Source organism: Lysobacter sp. HA18 (assembly GCF_054057595.1).
Genome location: NZ_JBSRZL010000001.1, coordinates 2,487,755 through 2,507,703 on the forward strand (window position 1 = coordinate 2,487,755; position 19,949 = coordinate 2,507,703).

General features: G+C 66.5%; 18 protein-coding genes, 1 tRNA gene and 1 riboswitch. Of the genes, 13 read left to right on the top strand and 6 right to left on the bottom strand.

The window, feature by feature from the left end; all coding sequences use genetic code 11:
* Positions 1-39 precede the first annotated feature (39 nt).
* The 9 genes from ACVWWW_RS12255 to ACVWWW_RS12295 all read left to right on the top strand — a co-directional run bounded on the left by ACVWWW_RS12255 (position 40) and on the right by ACVWWW_RS12295 (position 9,918).
* Positions 40-879 carry a class I SAM-dependent methyltransferase gene (locus ACVWWW_RS12255; protein ID WP_051235228.1) on the top strand — a complete coding sequence of 280 codons (840 nt, stop codon included), beginning with the start codon at positions 40-42 and terminating at the stop codon, positions 877-879.
* 107 nt (positions 880-986) lie between these two features.
* Positions 987-2,198, top strand: coding sequence for a methionine adenosyltransferase (gene metK, locus ACVWWW_RS12260; protein ID WP_027083297.1), 1,212 nt, complete (start codon positions 987-989; stop codon positions 2,196-2,198).
* A gap of 224 nt (positions 2,199-2,422) precedes the next feature.
* A complete protein-coding gene (locus ACVWWW_RS12265; RefSeq protein ID WP_027083296.1) occupies positions 2,423-4,021 on the top strand; it encodes an SDR family NAD(P)-dependent oxidoreductase in 1,599 nt (532 codons plus the stop codon).
* 55 nt (positions 4,022-4,076) lie between these two features.
* A riboswitch (S-adenosyl-L-homocysteine riboswitch) is annotated at positions 4,077-4,174 on the top strand.
* Between the two features lie 43 nt (positions 4,175-4,217).
* Positions 4,218-5,648: an adenosylhomocysteinase gene (gene ahcY, locus ACVWWW_RS12270; protein WP_027083295.1), complete on the top strand. Its 1,431-nt coding sequence runs from the start codon at positions 4,218-4,220 to the stop codon at positions 5,646-5,648.
* A 278-nt stretch (positions 5,649-5,926) separates the two neighbouring features.
* Entirely contained in the window at positions 5,927-6,616 is a 690-nt protein-coding gene (locus tag ACVWWW_RS12275) for a hypothetical protein (RefSeq protein ID WP_027083294.1), read from the top strand.
* An 86-nt stretch (positions 6,617-6,702) separates the two neighbouring features.
* The gene (gene metF, locus ACVWWW_RS12280; RefSeq protein ID WP_027083293.1) at positions 6,703-7,524 is read left to right on the top strand and encodes a methylenetetrahydrofolate reductase [NAD(P)H]; all 822 of its coding nucleotides are present in this window, start codon (positions 6,703-6,705) and stop codon (positions 7,522-7,524) included.
* Between the two features lie 118 nt (positions 7,525-7,642).
* Complete coding sequence (locus ACVWWW_RS12285; protein WP_155914343.1) at positions 7,643-8,272, top strand: hypothetical protein; 630 nt, start codon at positions 7,643-7,645, stop codon at positions 8,270-8,272.
* Positions 8,273-8,318: 46 nt separating this feature from the next.
* Entirely contained in the window at positions 8,319-8,945 is a 627-nt protein-coding gene (locus tag ACVWWW_RS12290; protein WP_051235225.1) for a hypothetical protein, read from the top strand.
* Between the two features lie 55 nt (positions 8,946-9,000).
* The gene (locus tag ACVWWW_RS12295; RefSeq protein WP_027083291.1) at positions 9,001-9,918 is read left to right on the top strand and encodes a branched-chain amino acid transaminase; all 918 of its coding nucleotides are present in this window, start codon (positions 9,001-9,003) and stop codon (positions 9,916-9,918) included.
* A gap of 36 nt (positions 9,919-9,954) precedes the next feature.
* On the opposite strand, the gene ACVWWW_RS12300 is transcribed toward ACVWWW_RS12295, so the two are convergent.
* From ACVWWW_RS12300 to ACVWWW_RS12325, 6 genes are all read right to left on the bottom strand, one after another.
* On the bottom strand, positions 9,955-11,283 hold the full coding sequence (locus ACVWWW_RS12300; protein WP_027083290.1) for a sensor histidine kinase: 1,329 nt from the start codon (positions 11,281-11,283) through the stop codon (positions 9,955-9,957).
* Positions 11,284-11,365: 82 nt separating this feature from the next.
* A complete protein-coding gene (locus tag ACVWWW_RS12305) occupies positions 11,366-12,049 on the bottom strand; it encodes a response regulator transcription factor (RefSeq protein WP_027083289.1) in 684 nt (227 codons plus the stop codon).
* Positions 12,050-12,354: 305 nt separating this feature from the next.
* Entirely contained in the window at positions 12,355-13,263 is a 909-nt protein-coding gene (rimK, locus tag ACVWWW_RS12310; RefSeq protein WP_051235223.1) for a 30S ribosomal protein S6--L-glutamate ligase, read from the bottom strand.
* Positions 13,260-13,724: a putative ATP-dependent zinc protease gene (locus ACVWWW_RS12315; protein ID WP_196804379.1), complete on the bottom strand. Its 465-nt coding sequence runs from the start codon at positions 13,722-13,724 to the stop codon at positions 13,260-13,262. Before ACVWWW_RS12315 ends, rimK begins: the two co-directional genes overlap by 4 nt.
* A gap of 63 nt (positions 13,725-13,787) precedes the next feature.
* Positions 13,788-13,861: transfer RNA gene (locus tag ACVWWW_RS12320), tRNA-Gly, on the bottom strand.
* Positions 13,862-13,916: 55 nt separating this feature from the next.
* On the bottom strand, positions 13,917-15,806 hold the full coding sequence (locus tag ACVWWW_RS12325) for an autotransporter domain-containing protein (RefSeq protein ID WP_036142049.1): 1,890 nt from the start codon (positions 15,804-15,806) through the stop codon (positions 13,917-13,919).
* A gap of 154 nt (positions 15,807-15,960) precedes the next feature.
* Between ACVWWW_RS12325 and thiS the strand changes: the two genes are divergently transcribed.
* The 4 genes from thiS (at position 15,961) to ACVWWW_RS12345 (ending at position 19,916) form a co-directional block, all read left to right on the top strand.
* Positions 15,961-16,173 carry a sulfur carrier protein ThiS gene (thiS, locus tag ACVWWW_RS12330; protein WP_027083287.1) on the top strand — a complete coding sequence of 71 codons (213 nt, stop codon included), beginning with the start codon at positions 15,961-15,963 and terminating at the stop codon, positions 16,171-16,173.
* Between the two features lie 316 nt (positions 16,174-16,489).
* Positions 16,490-17,284 carry a thiazole synthase gene (locus ACVWWW_RS12335; RefSeq protein WP_027083286.1) on the top strand — a complete coding sequence of 265 codons (795 nt, stop codon included), beginning with the start codon at positions 16,490-16,492 and terminating at the stop codon, positions 17,282-17,284.
* Positions 17,284-18,006, top strand: a complete 723-nt coding sequence (gene trmB, locus ACVWWW_RS12340; protein ID WP_027083285.1) for a tRNA (guanosine(46)-N7)-methyltransferase TrmB — start codon at positions 17,284-17,286, stop codon at positions 18,004-18,006. Before ACVWWW_RS12335 ends, trmB begins: the two co-directional genes overlap by 1 nt.
* Positions 18,007-18,074: 68 nt before the next feature.
* Positions 18,075-19,916 carry an SLC13 family permease gene (locus tag ACVWWW_RS12345; protein WP_027083284.1) on the top strand — a complete coding sequence of 614 codons (1,842 nt, stop codon included), beginning with the start codon at positions 18,075-18,077 and terminating at the stop codon, positions 19,914-19,916.
* The last annotated feature ends 33 nt before the right edge of the window (positions 19,917-19,949 follow it).

Here is a 19,949-nt window from a genome sequence, read left to right on the forward strand (position 1 = left end):
CGCGGCGTCGCGACAATCGCGCCGATACGGAGATCCGCCATGACCGACGCCACGACCGACCCCAACGCCGACCAGGTGTACCTGCACGGCTTCTCGCGCACGGAGCAGGCGCGCCTCATGCGCCAGGCGCGCATCGCCGAGTCGACGATCTTCAAGCACATCGACTATTCGGGCGCGCGTCGCGTGCTCGAGGTCGGCAGCGGCGTCGGTGCGCAGACCGAAATCCTGTTGCGAAGGTTTCCGGACCTGCACGTCACCTGCATCGACTTCAGCGAGGCGCAACTCGAGACGGCGCGCGCGCATCTCGGCGCGATGTCTTGGCTGGACGGCCGCTACGACCTGCAACAGGCCGACGCCACCGACCTGCCTTTCGAACCACGCAGCTTCGACGGCGCGTTCCTGTGCTGGGTGCTCGAGCATGTGCCGTCGCCCGCGCGCGTGCTGAACGAAGTGCGCCGCGTGCTCATGCCCGGCTCGCCGCTCTACATCACCGAAGTGATGAATTCCTCATTCTTCCTCGACCCGTATTCGCCCAACGTCTGGCGCTACTGGATGGCCTTCAACGACTTCCAGCACGAGCACGGCGGCGACCCGTTCGTGGGCGCCAAGCTCGGCAACCTGCTGCTCGCCGGCGGCTATCGCGACGTGTCGACCGAAGTGAAGACGTTCTACTTCGACAACCGCGAGCCGGCCCGTCGCAAGGTCATGATCGCGTTCTGGGAAGAACTGCTGCTATCGGCGGCCGACAACCTGATCGAAGCCGGGGCGGTGACGCAGGACATCGTCGACGGCATGCGCCGCGAAATGCACCAGGTGCAGAACGATCCGAACGCCGTGTTTTTCTATTCGTTCCTGCAGGCACGCGCGACCGTGTTCTGAACGGACGTTGACCCCGTCCGCGCGTGGACCGGCGCAGAATGCGCGGTCGGCCCCGAGCCTGTATCATGCGCGGCCATCTTTCTATCCGAATACAAGGATATAACCCGATGTCCAGCTACCTCTTCACCTCGGAATCGGTCTCGGAAGGCCATCCGGACAAGATCGCCGACCAGATCTCCGACGCCGTCCTCGACGCGATCCTCGCGCAGGACAAGCGCGCCCGCGTGGCCTGCGAGACGATGGTGAAGACCGGCGCCGCGATCGTCGCCGGCGAAGTCACGACGTCGGCGTGGGTCGACATCGAGTCGCTCGCCCGCAACGTGATCAATGCGATCGGCTACGACAACTCGAACGTCGGCTTCGACGGCCACACCTGCGCGATCATCAACATGCTCGGCAAGCAGTCGCCGGACATCGCCGCGGGCGTGGACCGCACGTCGCCGGAAGAACAGGGCGCGGGCGACCAGGGCCTGATGTTCGGCTTCGCGTGCGACGAAGCGCCGGAGTTCATGCCGGCGCCGCTGTACTACAGCCATCGCCTCGTCGAGCAGCAGGCCAAGGTTCGCAAGAACGGCACGCTGAACTGGCTGCGCCCGGATGCGAAGTCGCAGGTCACCCTGCGCTATGACAACAACCACAAGGTGCTCGGCCTCGACGCCGTGGTGCTGTCGACCCAGCACGATCCGGACATCGCGCAGAAGGACCTCGTCGAGGCCGTCTACGAGGAAATCCTGAAGCCGGTGCTGCCGGCCGAGTGGCTGTCGGCGCTGCCGAAGCACAAGGTGCACATCAACCCGACCGGCATCTTCGTGATCGGCGGCCCGGTGGGCGACTGCGGCCTGACCGGTCGCAAGATTATCGTCGACAGCTACGGCGGCATGGCCCGTCACGGCGGCGGCGCGTTCTCGGGCAAGGATCCGTCGAAGGTCGACCGCTCGGCCGCGTACGCGGCGCGTTACGTCGCGAAGAACATCGTTGCGGCCGGCCTTGCCGAGCGCTGCGAAGTGCAGGTGTCGTACGCCATCGGCGTTGCCGAGCCGACCTCGATCTCGGTCACCACGTTCGGCACCGGCAAGATCTCGGACGAGAAGATCGAGCAGCTGATCCGCGCGCACTTCGACCTGCGCCCGTACGGCATCGTCAAGATGCTCGACCTGATCCACCCGGTGTACCAGCCGACCGCCGCGTACGGCCACTTCGGCCGCGCGCCCTACGAGCTGACCTACACCGGTCAGGACGGCAAGTCGGAAACCGCGACCGCCTTCTCGTGGGAAAAGACCGACCGCGCCGACGCGTTGCGCAAGGAAGCGGGCATCTAAGCCGCTTCGAATGTTTCACCGGACGGGCCGCGAAAGCGGCCCGTTTCGTTTGGGCATTCCCGTCAGCGCGCGGCCGCTGCGTTAACGGCGTCACGCTGCCGGACGCGCATCTCGTCGACGAAGCCGGCTTCGCCGGGCCATTGATGCGAAAATGCCGCCGCGCCGGCCTGCCCGGCCCTCCACGACCGCCAACTCTCGACGGCTCGCTGACTCTCGGTATTCCTATGAACGCATCCCACGCCGCCGACGCCGTCGCGGCCGATCCCGCCGCGTCCGACCTCGCGGAGCGCGTGCGCGAAGCGACCGCCCTGCTCGCGCGCGTCGCCGCCGATCGCACGATTCTCGACGCGGTGCCACCCGAGGATCGCGCCCAACTGCATGCGGTCGTCGCGCAGGTCTACCACCCGGATCCGCGCGCGCGCCGGCAGCGACTGAAAGCGCGAGAGCGCGAACGCAATGCCGAGAACATCCGTCGCACGGAAACGCTGCTCGATTCGACCGGCATCCGCGAGCTGCGTCGCAAGCCGGTGTTCACCACGCCGAACTACTTTCCGCCGAGCGCGGCCGGTCAGCCGATGCTCGAAGCGCCGACGCCGCATGTCGCGACGCCGGACCGTGAGTCGCCCGAACTTCTGCACTGCTACGTCTGCAAGCAGAAGTACACGCAGGTGCACCACTTCTACGACCAGCTCTGCCCGTCGTGCGCGGACTTCAACTACTTCAAGCGCACTGAACTTGCAGACCTGACCGGCCGCGTCGCGTTGCTGACTGGTGGCCGCGTCAAGATCGGCTACCAGGCCGGCATGAAGCTGCTGCGCGCGGGTGCGCGGCTCATCGTCACCACGCGTTTTCCGCGCGATTCGGCGATGCGCTATGCGCAGGAACCGGACTTCGCCGACTGGGCGCATCGCCTCGAGATCTTCGGGCTCGATCTGCGCCACACGCCGAGCGTGGAAGCGTTCTGCACCGAGCTGCTGCGCACGCACGACCGCCTCGACTTCATCATCAACAACGCCTGCCAGACGGTGCGTCGCCCGCCCGAGTTCTACGCGCACATGATGGCCGGCGAAACGGCCGCACTGCACGAGGCGCCCGAGGAAATCCGTCGACTCATCGGCCGTTATGAGGGCCTGCGCAGCTACACGATGCTGCCGGAAGGCGATGCAGCGCAGTCGTTGCTGTCGACCGATGCGAAGGCCCTGCGCGATGCCGCGGGCCTGACGCGTGCGGCCGAACTCTCGCAGGTGCCGTTGCTCGCGGAAGAACTGCTCGGCCAGAAGCATCTGTTCCCGGAAGGCCAGCTCGATCAGGACCTGCAGCAGATCGACCTGCGCGGTCGCAATTCGTGGCGCCTGCTGATGCACGAAGTGCCGGCGGTCGAACTGCTGGAGACGCAACTGGTCAACGCGGTCGCGCCTTTCATCATCAACGCGCGCCTGAAGCCGCTGATGCTGCGCACGCCCGAACACGACAAGCACATCGTCAACGTGTCGGCAGTCGAAGGTCAGTTCTATCGCAACTTCAAGACCACGCGTCATCCGCATACGAACATGGCGAAGGCCGCGCTCAACATGATGACGCGCACCGCCGCCGCGGATTACCAGGCCGACGGCATCCACATGAACTCCGTCGACACCGGCTGGGTGACGGACGAGGATCCGGTCGAGATCGCGGCACGCAAGGTCGTCGAAGAACGCTTCCACCCGCCGCTCGACATCCTCGACGGCGCGGCGCGAATCGTCGACCCGATCATCCACGGGCTCAACACCGGCGAGCACGTGTGGGGCCAGTTCCTCAAGGACTACAAGCCCACCGACTGGTAACGAGCGACGGTACCGGCATCCGTCGGCCATCCGCTGCCTTGATACAATGCCCTCGCCCACCGAGGGGCGCTGCGACCGTTCGCAAGCGACCGTGCACCGCACGACGCCGACGGCCAGGCTCGGTGGCGATCTTCCAAACGGCGCCCGTGCAGGAATCCCGTCACACGCGGATTCCCTCACGACCACGGAGCTACCAATGAACGCTATGCCCAAGACCTTCTCCACGGAAGGCGATTACAAGGTTGCCGATATCTCGCTGGCGGACTGGGGACGCAAGGAACTCGACATCGCCGAGCAGGAAATGCCGGGCCTGATGTCGATCCGCGCGAAGTACGCGCCGTCGAGCCCGCTGAAGGACGTCCGCGTCACCGGCTCGCTGCACATGACCATCCAGACCGGCGTGCTGATCGAGACGCTGAAGGATCTCGGCGCCGACGTGCGCTGGGCTTCGTGCAACATCTTCTCGACGCAGGACCATGCTGCCGCCGCGATCGCCGCAACGGGCACGCCGGTGTTCGCGTGGAAGGGCGAGTCGCTCGAGGAGTACTGGGACTGCACGCTCGACGCGCTGACCTTCCCGGGCGGCCTCGGCCCGCAGCTTGTCGTCGATGACGGCGGCGACGTCACCCTGCTGATCCACAAGGGCTACGAGCTCGAGAAGGGTTCGAAGTGGGTCGACGAGCCGGCTTCGTCGCACGAAGAACAGGTCATCAAGAACCTTCTGAAGCGCGTCGCCACCGAGCGCCCGGGTTTCTGGCACAAGGTCGTTGCCGACTGGAAGGGCGTCTCCGAAGAGACGACCACCGGCGTGCACCGCCTCTACAAGCTCGCCGAAACGGGTGAGCTGCTGGTGCCGGCGATCAACGTCAACGACTCGGTCACCAAGTCGAAGTTCGACAACCTCTACGGCTGCCGCGAGTCGCTGGCCGATGGCCTGAAGCGCGCGATGGACGTGATGCTCGCGGGCAAGGTCGCGGTGGTCTGCGGCTACGGCGACGTCGGCAAGGGTTCGGCGCATTCGCTGCGTGCCTACGGCGCGCGCGTCGTGGTCACCGAGATCGATCCGATCAACGCCCTGCAGGCCGCGATGGAAGGCTTCGAGGTCAACACGATCGAAGCCACGCTCGGCCGCGGCGACATCTACGTGACGACGACCGGCAACAAGGACGTCATCACGCTCGAGCACATGAGCCGCATGAAGGACCAGGCGATCGTCTGCAACATCGGCCACTTCGACAACGAGATCCAGGTCGACGCGCTGAACCAGTCCGACGCCGTGCGCCTGAACATCAAGCCGCAGGTCGACAAGTACACGTTCGCGAATGGCAACTCGATCTTCCTGCTGGCCGAAGGCCGACTGGTGAACCTCGGTTGCGCCACCGGCCACCCGAGCTTCGTCATGTCGAACTCGTTCTCGAACCAGACGCTCGCGCAGCTTGACCTGTGGGCGCGCAAGGACGAGTACGAGGCGAAGGTCTACATCCTGCCGAAGAAGCTGGACGAGGAAGTCGCGCGCCTGCATCTCGAGAAGATCGGCGTGAAGCTGACCGTGCTGACCGACGACCAGGCCGCGTATCTCGGCGTGGACAAGGACGGCCCGTACAAGCCGGATCACTACCGCTACTGATCGCTCGCGATCGGCAGTAACGAACGGGCGCTTCGGCGCCCGTTTTGTTTGGCGCGAGCGTGGGAAACGGCCACGGCCGGTTGCCGGTAGTGATTCGGCGAAGTGCTGGAGCACGGTCCAGCACGGCTAATGTGAGTGCGTTGTGAACCAGCGCCGTGAAACTGCGGACTCGTGCACATTCAGTTGCCATGTTCACGCTGCTTCTGCGACGAACGGCACGGAGCCATGTGATGGTTGCGCGACGATGAGCCTCGGGGATTCCGAACGGTCGCACGTCAGTGAAGCGCATTCTCGTCGCAGCAAGCGTCGCCCTCCTTGTGGTCACGGGCGCGGTGCGCGCGGCCGACGTGCCGGATGTCGACACCGATAACGCCACGGTCGAAGTGGTCGCGAACGACCATGCTCTGCGCATCAGCGGCGTCATCGGCCAGCGCTTCGAAAACGATGTCCGCGCGGCGCTCGATCGCAATCCGGACACGCAACGACTCATCGTCAGCGGTCCTGGCGGAATGCGCGCGCAGGCGCTGCGTGTCGCCGACCTCGCGAACGCACGCGGCATCGCAGTGCGCGTCACCGGTCGCTGCGCCAGCGCGTGCGCACTGATGTGGGCCGCCGCGACCACCCGCGAAATGACCTACGACTCGGGCCTCGGCCTGCATCGCAGTGCGCTCGATCCCTCGCTCGCCCTGCCCGACCTGCTGCGACAGAAGATCATGGCGCGGAACGATCGCCAGACCGACGACGTGCTGCGCAAGGCCGGGTTTCCGGAACGCGTGATCGCCGCGGGCGCGTCGACGCCGGCATCGTCGATGAGCTGGTTCAGCCCTTACGAGCTGAAGACCGGAGGCGTTCCATTCGTGCTGCTCGATACGTCGGGCCAGCTCGCATCGATGGATGCGAAGACCGGACGGCTGGTCCACGCGTCGGCTTCCGCCGCCACGACGACCGGGTCGCATACGACGCAGTAAGCAGTGCGGCACCGGCTGCGCACCCGGCTGTTTCGTTCTATCGCGATAGAAAGATAGAATGCGCCCACTTCCTCGCTGGGCGCGTCATGGTTCCCGTCAGCTTCGAGTTCTACCCCCCGAAGACGCCCGAGCAGCACGCGCAGCTCGACAAGACCGTCGCCAAGCTCCGTAGCGCGGGGCCCGAGTACGTCAGCGTGACGTTCGGCGCGGGCGGCTCCACGCTCAGCCACACGCCCGAGACCATCCAGAAGCTGCGTACCGACGGCTTCGACGCGGCGCCGCACATCACCTGCATGGGCGGCTCGCGCGAAGAAATCCGTGGCCTGCTCAAGCTCTATCGCGCGCTCGGCGCGAAGCGGCTGGTGGCACTGCGCGGCGACCTGCCGTCCGGCATGGTCAGCGCCGGCGAGTTCCGCTACGCCGACGAACTGGTGAAGTTCATCCGCGAGGAAACCGGCGATCACTTCCACGTCGAAGTCGCCGCGTATCCGGAAATGCATCCGCAGGCGCGCGATTCGCAGGCCGACCTTCGCAACTTCATCGGCAAGGTGCGCGCCGGTGCGAACGGTGCGATCACGCAGTACTTCTACAACGCCGATGCGTATTTCCGTTTCGTCGACGACGTGCGTCGCGCGGGCATCGACATCCCGGTCGTGCCCGGCATCATGCCGATCGCGAACTTCAGCCAGATCCGTCGTTTCTCGGAACTGTGCGGCGCGGAAATCCCGCGCTGGGTCGCGCAACGCATGCTCGCGTACGCGGATGACGCCGACAGCGTGCGCGCGTTCGGTGCGGAAGTCGTCGGACAACTCTGCCGCCGCTTGATAGAAGGCGGCGCACCGTCGCTTCACTTCTACACGTTGAATCTGTCGAAACCGACTCTGAACGTTTTGACGCAAATGCGCTGATTTTCCGGATCAGTTCGCTAGCGGTTCAGTTCCAAGGCGTTTGTCACACTTCGCGTTGACATACGCGTTTCGACCATGCACGCACCGAAGTCTGCAGGTGCGCGCCATGAAAGTCCCGATGTCCTTGCTCACGTTCGCGCTGGGTCTTGGACTCACGTTGCCGGTCGCGCCCGACGTGCATGCCGCGTACACCGGCATCCAGCGTTGCCGCGCGCCAGACGGCACGTCCGTCTATACCGACAAGCCCTGCGGTGCGTTCGGTGCAACGCCCGCGCCGGTTTCCGAAGATCTCGGCATGCGCTTGATGAGCGAAGCGTCGCGCGAGCCGGAGGCGTATGCCGATGCGTCGCAGAGCAACGCGATCGCGCCGTCGTCGAACGTCGGCCGTCGTTCGCTTGCGGACGGCTGCGCACGTACGCCAACGCAACTCGCGATGGACATCCAGGGCTCGATGGTGATGCGCGACGTCAACCGTCTCGCCGAGAGCTGGCAGTGGGCGGGCATGACCAAGCAGCAAGCGACGCCGGTGATGGCGCGTCTCGAAAGGCTGACGCACGAGCAGCTCGTGTCGACGCAGTATTTCGACGCGCAGATGGGTCTCGGCGCGCAGCTCGCATCCGCCGACAACGCTTCGCCGGGCGACGGCCGCGCGGGCATCCTGCAGATGTCGATGGTCGGCAAGAACGTCCCGCAGTCGATGGAACTGAACGTCGAGCGCTACGCGGGCTGCTATTTCGTCCACTTCTGACGTCCGAGAGGGCGACGTCGCACCGCGCCGGCTTTAGGCTTGGCGGGTGCGACGCCATTCCCTGCTCCTGATCGTCCTGATCCTCTGCGCGTTCCCGCTTGCCGGGTTCGCGCAGGTGCGCCATTGCGTGATGCCGAACGGCACCGAGGTCTATACCGACCAGCGCTGCGACGCCATCGGCGCGCAGGAGCGCGTGGCCACGCCGAATCCATCCGGGTCGACGCCGCAACTGCGCAGTTACCGCCCGGCCTGTCCGCGCACGCTGCGGGACCTCGCCTACGAGGTGACGTCGTCCGTCGAGGCACATGACGTCAATCGCCTGGCGTCCGTCTATCTCTGGAGCGGAACGGGCACGCGCGAGGCTTACGCCCTGATGGATCGCCTGCAGGCGGTCGTCGATCGCCCGCTGGTCGACCTGCAGCCCGTCTGGCCCGACGGCGAGCCCTACCCGTCCTCCGTGCCGCCTACGCACCCGCCGATCGCTTTGCGGCTCGAGCAGACGTCGGCGAAGGGCAGCACGCCGATCCGCGCCGTGTTCGGCCTGCGCAAGTACCTGGACTGCTGGTGGATCGTCGAGGGCGGTGCGCGTCGTGCGCCTGCAGCCGCGTCTACAACCCCGCCTGCGCCCGCCACGGACGCCCCGCCGCCACCGGACGCACCGCCGGTCGACTGACGTCGTCCTGCCGGCTCAGGGCACAATACGCGCTTCCCTGCACCGGACGTCGCGCATGCACTACCCCGAATGGATCTGGCACAACGGCGCGATCAAGCCGTGGGCCGAGGCGACCACGCACGTGATGTCGCATGCGCTGCACTACGGCTCGTCCGTGTTCGAGGGCATCCGCTGCTACGAGACCCCGAACGGCCCGGCGATCTTCCGCCTGACCGAGCACAACCGCCGCCTGTACGCGTCGGCGCGCATCTACGAGATGGCGATCCCCTACTCGCTCGACGAGATCAACGCGGCCTGCCGCGAGGTGATCCTGCGCAATGGCCTGACGCGCGCCTACCTGCGCCCGCTCGCCTACCGCGGCCTCGGCGGGTTCGGCCTGTCGGCGGAAACGCCGGTCGACGTGTCGGTCGCCTCCTGGTTCATGGGACCGTACTTGGGCGAAGGCGTGCTCGAGCAGGGCATCGATGCCTGCGTCTCCAGCTGGCAGCGCTTTGCGCCGAACACGATTCCTGCGGGCGCGAAGGCCGGCGGCAATTACCTGTCCGGCCAGCTGATCGCGCGTGAAGCGCGTCGTCTCGGCTTCGGCGAAGGCATCGCGCTGGCGTCCACCGGCCTGCTCAGCGAAGGCGCCGGCGAGAACCTGTTCCTCGTGTTCGACGGCGTGCTGCACACGACGCCGGTCAGCGCCGCGCTGCTCAACGGCATCACGCGCAACACGATCATGACGCTCGCGCGCGACAACGGCATCACCGTGATCGAGCGCGACATCCCGCGCGAATATCTCTACCTCTGCGACGAACTCTTCATGTGCGGCACCGCGGCGGAGATCACGCCGATCCGTTCGGTGGACGGTCGCCAGATCGGCGCAGGCAAGACGGGGCCGCTGACCAAGCGCATCCAGGACCTCTTCTTCGGTCTGTTCGAAGGCACGACGCCGGACCGCTACGGCTGGCTTGAACCGCTGGAAGGCTGATGGACCAGGCGCGACGCTGATTCGGCGTCGCGCTTTTCAACCGAAGGTCAGCGTCGCGACCACGCCGCGTTCTGCGCCCGGCTTGACCTGTACCTGCCAGCCGTACAGTTCGCACAGGCGGCGAACGATCGATAGGCCGATGCCGCCGCCCTGCGAATGTCCCGCATGGGTGCCGCGATAGCCACGCTCGAACAGGCGTGCCGCGTCTTCCGGGCTAAGCCCCGGCCCCGAATCGACGACATCGACCGCGAGCGGCTTAAGGCGCACGACGACCGCACCTTCCGCGGTGTACTTCACCGCGTTTCCGATCAGGTTGTTGAGCGCGACGGTCACCGCCGATTCGGGCGCATCGACGACAAGCCCGCGCTGGCCTTCGATGCTCAATGTCACCGGCTTGCCACCGAGCTGCGCGCGATGCGCATCGAGCAATTGCTCGGCGACCTTCGCTACATCGGTGCTGCCCGATCCGCGCTCGTTGCGCGACAACAGCAACAGCGCACTGATGAGGTCGGTGCACTGCTGTTCTGCGCGCTGGATGCGCATCATCCTGCTCAGCGTCTTCTCGTCGACGCCATCGCGCGCAAGCATTAACTCCACCGCGCCGCGGATCACCGCGAGCGGTGTGCGCAACTCATGGCTGACGTCCGCATTGAATTCTCGATCGCGCTGCACGACGTGGGTGAGGCGCGTGGAGTATTCGTCGAGCGCAGCGGCGAGCTGCCCGACTTCGTCGTCGGCGAAATCATTCGCAAGTGGTTCGTTGAGTCCGGCGCGCGAGCGCTTAAGGCGCTTCGCGAGTTCGAGTACCGGGCTCATGACGCGGGAAGCCGACCACCAACCCAAAAGAAACGACAGCAGAGTGAATGCGAACACCGAAACGATCACGCCTTGTCGCAGCTTCGATGCAGTCTCCGCCGCACCGGTAACGTCGTATCGAATCAGGCTGGTGAAGGGTTCGCCGTCGTTGAGCACGCCCTTCCGGACGGCGACCTTGTAGTCATGCCATTCACCGTTGGGCGCGAGCTGGCGAACGTCGTGGATGCCGGGCGAAAGATCCCGATAGTGAGGGTCGACGGTGTAGGCCTTGCGATCGCTCCACGTCCGCGCATCGAATGTCAGGAAGAACTTCGGCGCGGTCGGATCGACTTCGACCTGACGCGTCAGGCTGCTCACTTCGCGCATCAGCGTGCGCTCGACGAGTTGGCTCTCGAGCCGATCACGCAACGCGAGCGTCGCAACCGCAAACAGCGCCGTCAGGCTGAAACCCAGCAACACGAAGCCAAGGATGATTCGGCTGCGCAGCCTCCGGCGGTATCGGGTACGGATGCGGCCGCGCGGGGACGCGGCCGGGCTGGCGGACGCCATAGGTCGTCGGCTCTGCGGAGTTGGCGCAGTCTATGCGTTCGCGCGGCCGTTCACGAGGCCGGGCGACGTAGCGCGCGTCGGATCAGACGCCGCCGTCGGGCGCGGCGATGCGATAGCCGATGCCGTGGCGCGTCTGGATCAGCGGCACGCCGAACGGCTTGTCGACCACCGCACGCAGACCGTGGATGTGCACGCGCAGCGAGTCGGAATCCGGAAGCTCCTCGCCCCAGACGCGCGTTTCGAGTTCCTGGCGCGTCACTACTGCCGGGGATGCTTCCATCAGCGCCTGCAGGATCTTCAGCGCGGTCGGGTTGAGCTGCAGCAGCTTGCCCTGGCGGCGAACTTCGAGCGTGTCGAGGTTGTATTCGAGGTCGGCCGTGTTGAGCACGCGCGTCTGCACGCCGCGTCCGCGACGCGACAGCGCGGCGAGCCGCACTTCCACTTCCTGCAGCGCGAACGGCTTGATCAGGTAGTCGTCGGCGCCGGAGTCGAAGCCCGCAAGCTTGTTGTCGAGCGAATCGCGCGCCGTGAGCATCAGCACCGGCGTCTGCTTGCGCGCTTCGTTGCGCAGCTTGCGACAGACCTCGAGCCCGTCGAGGCCCGGAAGGTTGAGGTCGAGCACGATGGCGTCGAAGTCGTGCACGACCGCGAGGTGGAGGCCGGTGATGCCGTCGGCGGCGAAATCGACGGTGTGGCCGCGGTCTTCGAGGAAGTCGCCGAGATTCGCGGCGATGTCCTGGTTGTCCTCGATGACAAGGATGCGCATGGAGGTTTCCTGAGGCTGGAGCCGGCTACCCGAAACCATCGGATTCGGGGCGTGGGAAGCGCGGGGATCGGAGGTTCGCGTATGCATCGCTCGATTGTGTCAGACGGCTGTTCATGCACGGTGTTCACATCTGACCGGCGGCACCAAAAAAAGTGCCCGGACGCGAGCGCCCGGGCAAAAAGTGTTACCCCGATTACCGCGGCCCGCCGAGGAGCCACCCCGGGATGAGCTGCGGTCGGGGCACGCTACGCCCGAAACCCTTAAACGATGGTTAAGCGCGTACCGGTTTTTTCGTAAAGGAATCGTTATTTCTTACGGGCGGTCCGGGCCGGCTTCGCCGGTGGGCACGCCCGTGCAACAAAGCGCACGATTTCACCCGCAACGTCCTTTCCGGAGGCCTTTTCGATGCCTTCCAGCCCGGGCGAAGCGTTCACCTCGAGGACCAGCGGACCGCGGTCGGAACGGATCAGGTCGACGCCCGCGACGCCCAGGCCCAGCACCTCCGTCGCCCGGACGGCGACCTCGACCTCCGCCTTGGTCGGCTTGACCCCGACCGCGGTGCCGCCGCGGTGCAGATTCGAGCGGAACTCGCCGGCCGGCGCCTGCCGCCGCATCGCGGCGATGACCTTGTCGCCCACGACGAAGCAGCGCAGGTCGGCGCCCTTCGCCTCAGCGATGAACTCCTGTACCAGGAAGTTCGCGTACAGGCCGCGCAGCGCTTCCGTGATGCCGCGCGAGGCCGACAGCTTCTCCGCGAGGATCACGCCCGTGCCCTGCGAACTCTCGGTGAGTTTGATGACGTGCGGAGACGCGCCGAGCAGGTTGAGCAGGTCGCTGGTGTCGTCGGGGTTGTCGCCGAACACGGTGACCGGCATGCGGATGCCTTCGGCCGCCAGCAGCTGGTGCGCGCGCAGCTTGTCGCGCGCGCGAAGGATGGCGTCCGACGGATTCGGCGTGTACGTGCCCATCAGTTCGAACTGGCGCAGCACCGCCGAGCCGTAACGCGTGATCGACGCACCGACGCGGGGCACCACCGCGTCGAACCCCGTCAGCGCCTTGCCCTTGTAGTGCATCGCGAAGCCTTCCGACGCGATGCGCATGTAGCAGCGCAGCGGATCGAGCACGCGGACGGTGTGGCCTTCTTCGCGCGCGGCCTCGACGAGGCGGCGCGTGGAATACAGCGAGCTGTTGCGCGAGAGGATCGCGAGTTTCATGGGAGAGATGTCGGCATGGGGGAACGGCGCGCGGCGCGGCCGTGCACATAGGATCGTGACGGATCGACCGTAAAAATTCCGGATAGCGCGGTACGGCCGATCAGCATGGGAAACCGCATGTCGCGACGGTCGGCGAGGTTCACTTCGATCTCGCGCTCGAAGCCGCCCAGCGACATCCGCATGCGCAGGAAGATGCGCGTGGTGCGATGGCCGCCGGAGTCGACGACGTCGCGCTCGTCGTGGATGGGTGCTTCGAGTTCGACGGTGCGACGCGCGCTCGGGCTCATGCGGAAGCCGACCCACGACGCGCCGTCGCGCTCGAAGCGCCACTGCGTGTCGACATGCACCGCGGACGTGCGCGCGCCGGTGTCGATCTTCGCCCGCACCGCGGCCAGGCCGAGGTCCGGCAGGGCCACGCGCTCACGCCAGCCGACCACGATCGGGGACGACGGGATGTCCACTGGCTTTTCCCCTGGCGAAAACGAAAACGGCGGCCAGTGTGACTGGTCGCCGTTTCGTTTATGTGGAGCGGGTGATGGGAATCGAACCCACGCTAGCAGCTTGGGAAGCTGCAGTTCTACCATTGAACTACACCCGCGAGGCCTGAAGTCTAGGCCGCGCGCGCGCCGCTTGGCAACGCGCGCGGCGGTCGATCAGAACCCGCTGCCGACGGTCAGGAACACCGACGCGTCGTTGCCGCCCTTCTGCATCTCGGTCAGGCTCGCACCGATGTTGGTGTCGAGGCCGAACGCCTTGGTGCGCACGCCGAACGCCAGCGTCGAGTACGTGTCGTCGAGCTGGACGCCCGGCACCGCGTAGTCACCCGTGGTCGACAGCGACTGCGAACGCGCGAACGCCTGCTCCGGCTGGTCCTCGAACTCGCGGTCGAAGGTCAGGCGGGCATACGGCATCACGACGCCGGCGTCGTAATGCGCCTGCCAGCCGATCTTGCCGATCAGCGAATCGAACGACTGGTCCGGATAGGCAAGCGAGGTGGACAGCGTCGCCTGGTCTTCCTCGAAGCCGTCGATGTCGATGTGCTGCGACAGCACGCCGATCACCGGGCCGTGCTTGAACGCGCCGGTGCCGAACTCCCAGCCGCCTTCGGCGCCCAGCGTCAGCGTGTTGCCATTGGTGCCGCCGCGATGGATGCGCTCGGCGTTGCCCAGCTGCACGTGGCGGTCGGTGTCGTAGTTGGTGCGCGTGTAGCTCAGCTGGCCGTCGACCCATGCCGCGCCGCTGTGCCAGGCGATGTAGCCGCCGAGCGTCGCGTCGTGCTGGTCGAACTCGCCGCCGTTGTTGCCCCAGTCGAACGAGCTGCGACCGAAGCCGCCGAAGCCGCCGTACACGACGTTGCCGGACTTCCAGTCGACGCCGCCGGTCAGCGACGGACCGGTGCCGTCATACAGGTCGCCCTTGCCGTAACGCTGGAAGTCGCCACGCGCATTCACCCACCAGCGCGAGCCGTCGCCCTCGACCATCGAGCGCGCCATCGCCTCGCCACCGACGACTTCGGCGCGCGAGCGGTTGATGACCGACGTGGTGTGCGTCAGCAGCTGGATCTGGCGCGGCGCCTCGAGGATCGAGATCGCGTAGTCGCCCATGATCTGGTGACCGGCGAGCGTCGGATGCACGCCGTCTGCGAACAGATAGGTGTACGGCGCGTTTGCGTTGATGTACGTCGTCGGATTACATGTCAGCGACTGCGCCGTGATCTGCGGCTGGCAGGCTGTATGCGTAACGTCGGCGATACCGAACTGCGCGGGATTCGCGATGACCTCGCCCAACAGATGGAACGTGTCGAGCGGGATTACGTTAGCGCTGCCGGCGGCCAGGCCGCTGAAAAGCGTGTTGTTGTACAGCGTCGACAACTGCGTACCCTGCGACGTCGTGTGCTGTGCGGCAGCGGACGGCGTCGCACCGATGTCTGGAACGGTGGCCACGACGATGTACCGGGCGCCCGCGTTGCTCAGCTGATTGACGATCGCGACCTGGGCAGTCGCCGCAGCGCCCACTGCAGCGCCTGCAGCCGTCGGCGAACTCGTTGGCGCATTGAAGATGTCGTTCGCACCACCCCAGACGGTATACAGCGCATTCGGATCCGCGCGGCCGCCGTTATTGGCGAGGTACGTATTGACCTGTGTCTGCAGGGAGGCGACCGGCGGCGCGATCGCTGCCGGCAGAGTCGGGGCAAACGGATTCGGCGCGTCCACAGCGACGCGAGCGCCACCGATCGCGAAATCCGTGCCGCTCGGGTTCGTCGTCCGCGCCGTAGGCGTGTTCGGCAACCCGTACTGGTAGTACGGCGTCGCGCTGGTGCCGTAGAAGTCGGCCAGATACTCAGCCCAGATCAGAGCCGGGTTCGTGGTGAAGCGACCCGCGATGGCGGCGGATGGACCGGCCTGCGCGACCAGTGCCGGACGAAGCGCGCCTGTATCGGTCAGCGAGTCGCCGAAGAACACGGTCTGGGAATAGGTCTGCGCGAAGGCGGGCATCGCGGCAAGGGCAAGCGCGGCGGCCAGCGCGGTACGAACAGGTTTCATCGTTGCGTCCTTGAAAACGGTGGGACCGCCGCGTACGCGGGCGGATGGCCGGCATCGAAGCACGTGAAGGTCCCGTTACGCAAGCGGCGTCCGACATAGGCCAAACCGCTTCAGGAAGGGATGCGAGGGCCGCCCGGCGAGGCGACAATGGGCGATGGAATCGAGTCTCAACCTCCAGCTCAACGGCGAGCCGCGCAGCGTGCCCGCGTCCACCGACCTGCTCGGCCTGCTGGAACTCGAGGGCCTCGGCGAACGGCGGGTGGCGGTCGAGATCAACGGCGAGATCGTCCCGCGCAGCCGGCATGCGGGGCATGTGCTGCACGACGGCGACCGGGTCGAGATCGTGCATGCGTTGGGAGGTGGGTGAGGAAGGGCTGCTTACGCGGCATGCCGCGTAGTCCTTCCGAACGCCGGCGCCGCTGGCGCCGGCCGGGTGAGCGGTGCGCGCTTACGCGGCGTCGCCGCGTGCGCACCGAGAACGACCGCGCCGCTGGCGCGGGCCGGGCGTTGCGCGACCGGGTGACGCAGCGAAGGACCGACGTGGTGCGACGCGTGACCGGTCGCGCCGCCGCCGCGATCCCGCGATAGGCGCCGGCGCCGCCCGGACAACGCACCACGGAAGTCCCTCGCCACCACGACTCGCCCCGCCCAATTCCTACCACTCACGATGCGATAATCCCCCGATGATCGATTTCGCCTCGTCCGACCCGCTCGTCATCGCGGGTGTCGCCTATTCCTCGCGCCTTCTGACCGGCACCGGCAAGTTCGCCGACCTCGACGAGACTCGCCGCGCCACCGACGCCGCTGGCGCGCAGATCGTCACCGTCGCGATCCGACGCACCAACATCGGCCAAAACCCCGGCGAGCCGAACCTGCTCGACGTGCTGCCGCCCGAGCGCTTCACCATCCTTCCGAACACGGCCGGCTGCTACACCGCCGACGACGCCGTGCGCACCTGCCGCCTCGCGCGCGAACTGCTCGACGGCCACAAGCTGGTGAAACTCGAAGTGCTCGGCGACCAGCGCACGCTGTATCCCGACGTGGTGCAGACGCTTGCGGCCGCGGAGACGCTCGTCGCCGACGGGTTCGACGTGATGGTCTACACGTCCGACGACCCGATCCTCGCCAAGCGCCTCGAAGAGATCGGCTGCGTGGCGGTGATGCCGCTGGCCGCGCCGATCGGCTCTGGCCTCGGCATCCAGAACAAGTACAACCTGATCGAGATCATCGAGCAGGCGAAGGTGCCGATCATCGTCGACGCCGGCGTCGGCACTGCATCCGACGCGAGTATTGCGATGGAGCTCGGCTGCGACGGCGTGCTGATGAACACCGCGATCGCCGGCGCAAAGGATCCGGTGCTGATGGCGCATGCGATGAAGCTCGCGGTCGAAGCCGGCCGCGCCGCGTTCAAGGCCGGCCGCATCCCGCGCAAGCGCTTTGCGAGCGCGTCGTCACCGGTGGACGGACTGATCGGCTGATGACGGAGCCGCATGTCCCGCAGGCGAAACCCTTCACCGTCGAAGAAGGCCACCGTCGCATCCGCAGCTTCGTGCTGCGGCAGGGGCGTTTCAGCGACGCGCAGCAGCGTGCGTTCGACGATCAGTGGCCGCGTTACGGTCTCGACTACACGGCCCAGCCGCGCGATTTCGACGTCGCGTTCGGTCGCCATGCGCCGCGCGTGCTGGAGATCGGCTTCGGCAACGGCGAGGCGTTTCGTTTCGCGTCGACGAACGATCCGGCGCGCGACTACGTGGGCATCGAAGTGCATGCTCCGGGCGTCGGTCGATTGCTCAATGCACTCGCTGCAGACAGCACGACCAACGCACGCGTCTATCACCACGACGCCGTCGAAGTGCTGGAGAACGAGATCGCGGACGGCGCGCTGCAAGAAGTGCGTATCTACTTCCCCGACCCGTGGCACAAGTCGAAGCATCACAAGCGCCGCCTCGTGCAGCCCGCGTTCGCGCAACTGCTCGTGCGCAAGCTCGCGCCGGACGGCCTGCTGCATCTCGCGACCGACTGGGAAGGTTATGCCGAGCACATGTGGGACGTGCTCGACGCGACGCCGGGCATCGTCAATCGTGCCGGTCCGCGCGGATTCGTGCCGCGGCCCGAGTGGCGTCCCGAAACGCATTTCGAGAAGCGCGGCCTGAAACTCGGACACGGCGTCTGGGACCTTCTGTACGACCGCGTGGGATGACGCAAACCGTCGCCCGCGCCTGCACCGCCCCACACGCGCACGACGCGCGATCCGGAGCCCGCTGAGCGATGGATGACGTCGCGCTTCCGCTGACGCAGGACATGGTCGTGGTGCTGGCGATCACCGCCTTCACCATGGTGATGTTCCTGTTCGAGCGGATCCGCGCCGACGTCGTGGCGCTGGTCGTGCTGGTGCTGCTCGGCCTCACCGGCATCATCGAACCCGACGCGCTGTTCAACGGCTTCTCGGGCAACGCCGTCATCTCGATCATCTCGACGATGATCCTCGGCGCGGGCCTCGATCGCACCGGCGCACTCAATCGCCTCGCCGGCTGGCTGCTGCGACGCGCGCATGGCGACGAGCAACGCCTGTTCCTTTTGACGACGGGCATCGCGGGCCTCAATTCGTCGTTCATGCAGAACCCGTCGGTGATGGCGCTGTACATGCCGGTCGCCGCGCGGCTGTCGTCGCGCACCGGTCTGTCGCTGCCCAAGCTGCTACTGCCGATCGCCGCCGCGATCGTGATGGGTGGCGGGCTGACGATGGTCGGCAACTCGCCGCTCATTCTTCTCAACGACCTTCTCGTTGCGGCGAACGCGAATCTGCCCTCCGGTGCGGCGACGCTCGAACCGCTGCACATGTTCCGGCCGATGCCGATCGGCCTCGTGCTGCTCGCCTCGTCGCTCGCCTACTTCCACTTCCGCGGCCTGAAGGCGCTGCCCGACGATGAAGGTAAAGGCGCGACGCCCGGCCGTACCGAAAGCTACTTCGCGCAGGCGCACGGCATCGAAGGCGATGTCTACGAACTCGAAGTGACCGACGACAGTCCGCTGGTCGGGCTGAGCATCGGCGACGTCGAACGCCTGCACGGCGTGCCCATGCTTCTGGCGCTCAAGACGGGCGACGAAAGCCGCCTGTCGCCCGCGGCCGATGCGCGACTTCTCGCGGGCAGCGTGCTCGGCGTGATGGGTCCGCAGCAGCAGGTGACGGATTTCGCGCAGGCGCAGTTCCTGCGTATCGGCACGCGGCTGCGCAACTTCGCGGACCTGTTCAATCCCGCACGCGCCGGCATTTCCGAAGCGGTGGTGCCCGCGACGTCGCGCTACATCGGCAAGACCGCGGGCGAACTGCAACTGCGCCGCCGTTACGGCATCTATCTGCTGGCGATCAACCGCGGCCGCGAAGTGATTCGCGATGACGTGCGCGACGTTGCACTGCGCGCCGGCGACATGCTCGTCTTCCACAGCATCTGGACCGATCTCGCGGAAATCGCGTCGACTCGCGAAGTCGCGATCGTCACCGACTACCCGAAGGCCAAGCAGCGCCCGCACAAGTTCCGCATCGCGATCGTCATCTTCACCGTGGCCATGCTGCTGGCGCTGTCGTCGCGACTGCCGGTGTCGATCGCGCTGATGACGGGCGTGGCGGGCATGCTGATCGCGGGCGTCATCGACATCGACGAGGCCTATCAGGCGATCAACTGGAAGACGGTGTTCCTGATGGCCTGCCTGATCCCGCTCGGCTGGGCGATGGATTCCAGCGGCGCGGCGGCATGGCTCGCGGGCCACACCGTCGAACGCCTGCCGTCCGGCACGCCGACCTGGTTGCTGCAGGTCCTCATCGCGATTGGCACCACGGCGCTTTCGCTGGTGATCAGCCACGTCGGCGCGACGATTGTCGTTGTCCCGCTCGCGATCAATCTGGCACTCGCGTCAGGCGGTGACCCGACGGCATTCGCGCTCACCGTCGCGTTGTCGGCATCGAACAACTTCATGACCGCGTCGAACCCGGTCATCTCGATGATCGCCGGCCCCGCGGGCTACAGCCCACGCGACCTCTGGCGCATCGGCGGCCCGCTGTCGCTGATCTATTCGTTCGTCATCGTGGTGATGATCAACATCCTGTTCTGACGCGCGCTCGACCGTTCGTCGGCCGATGCGCTG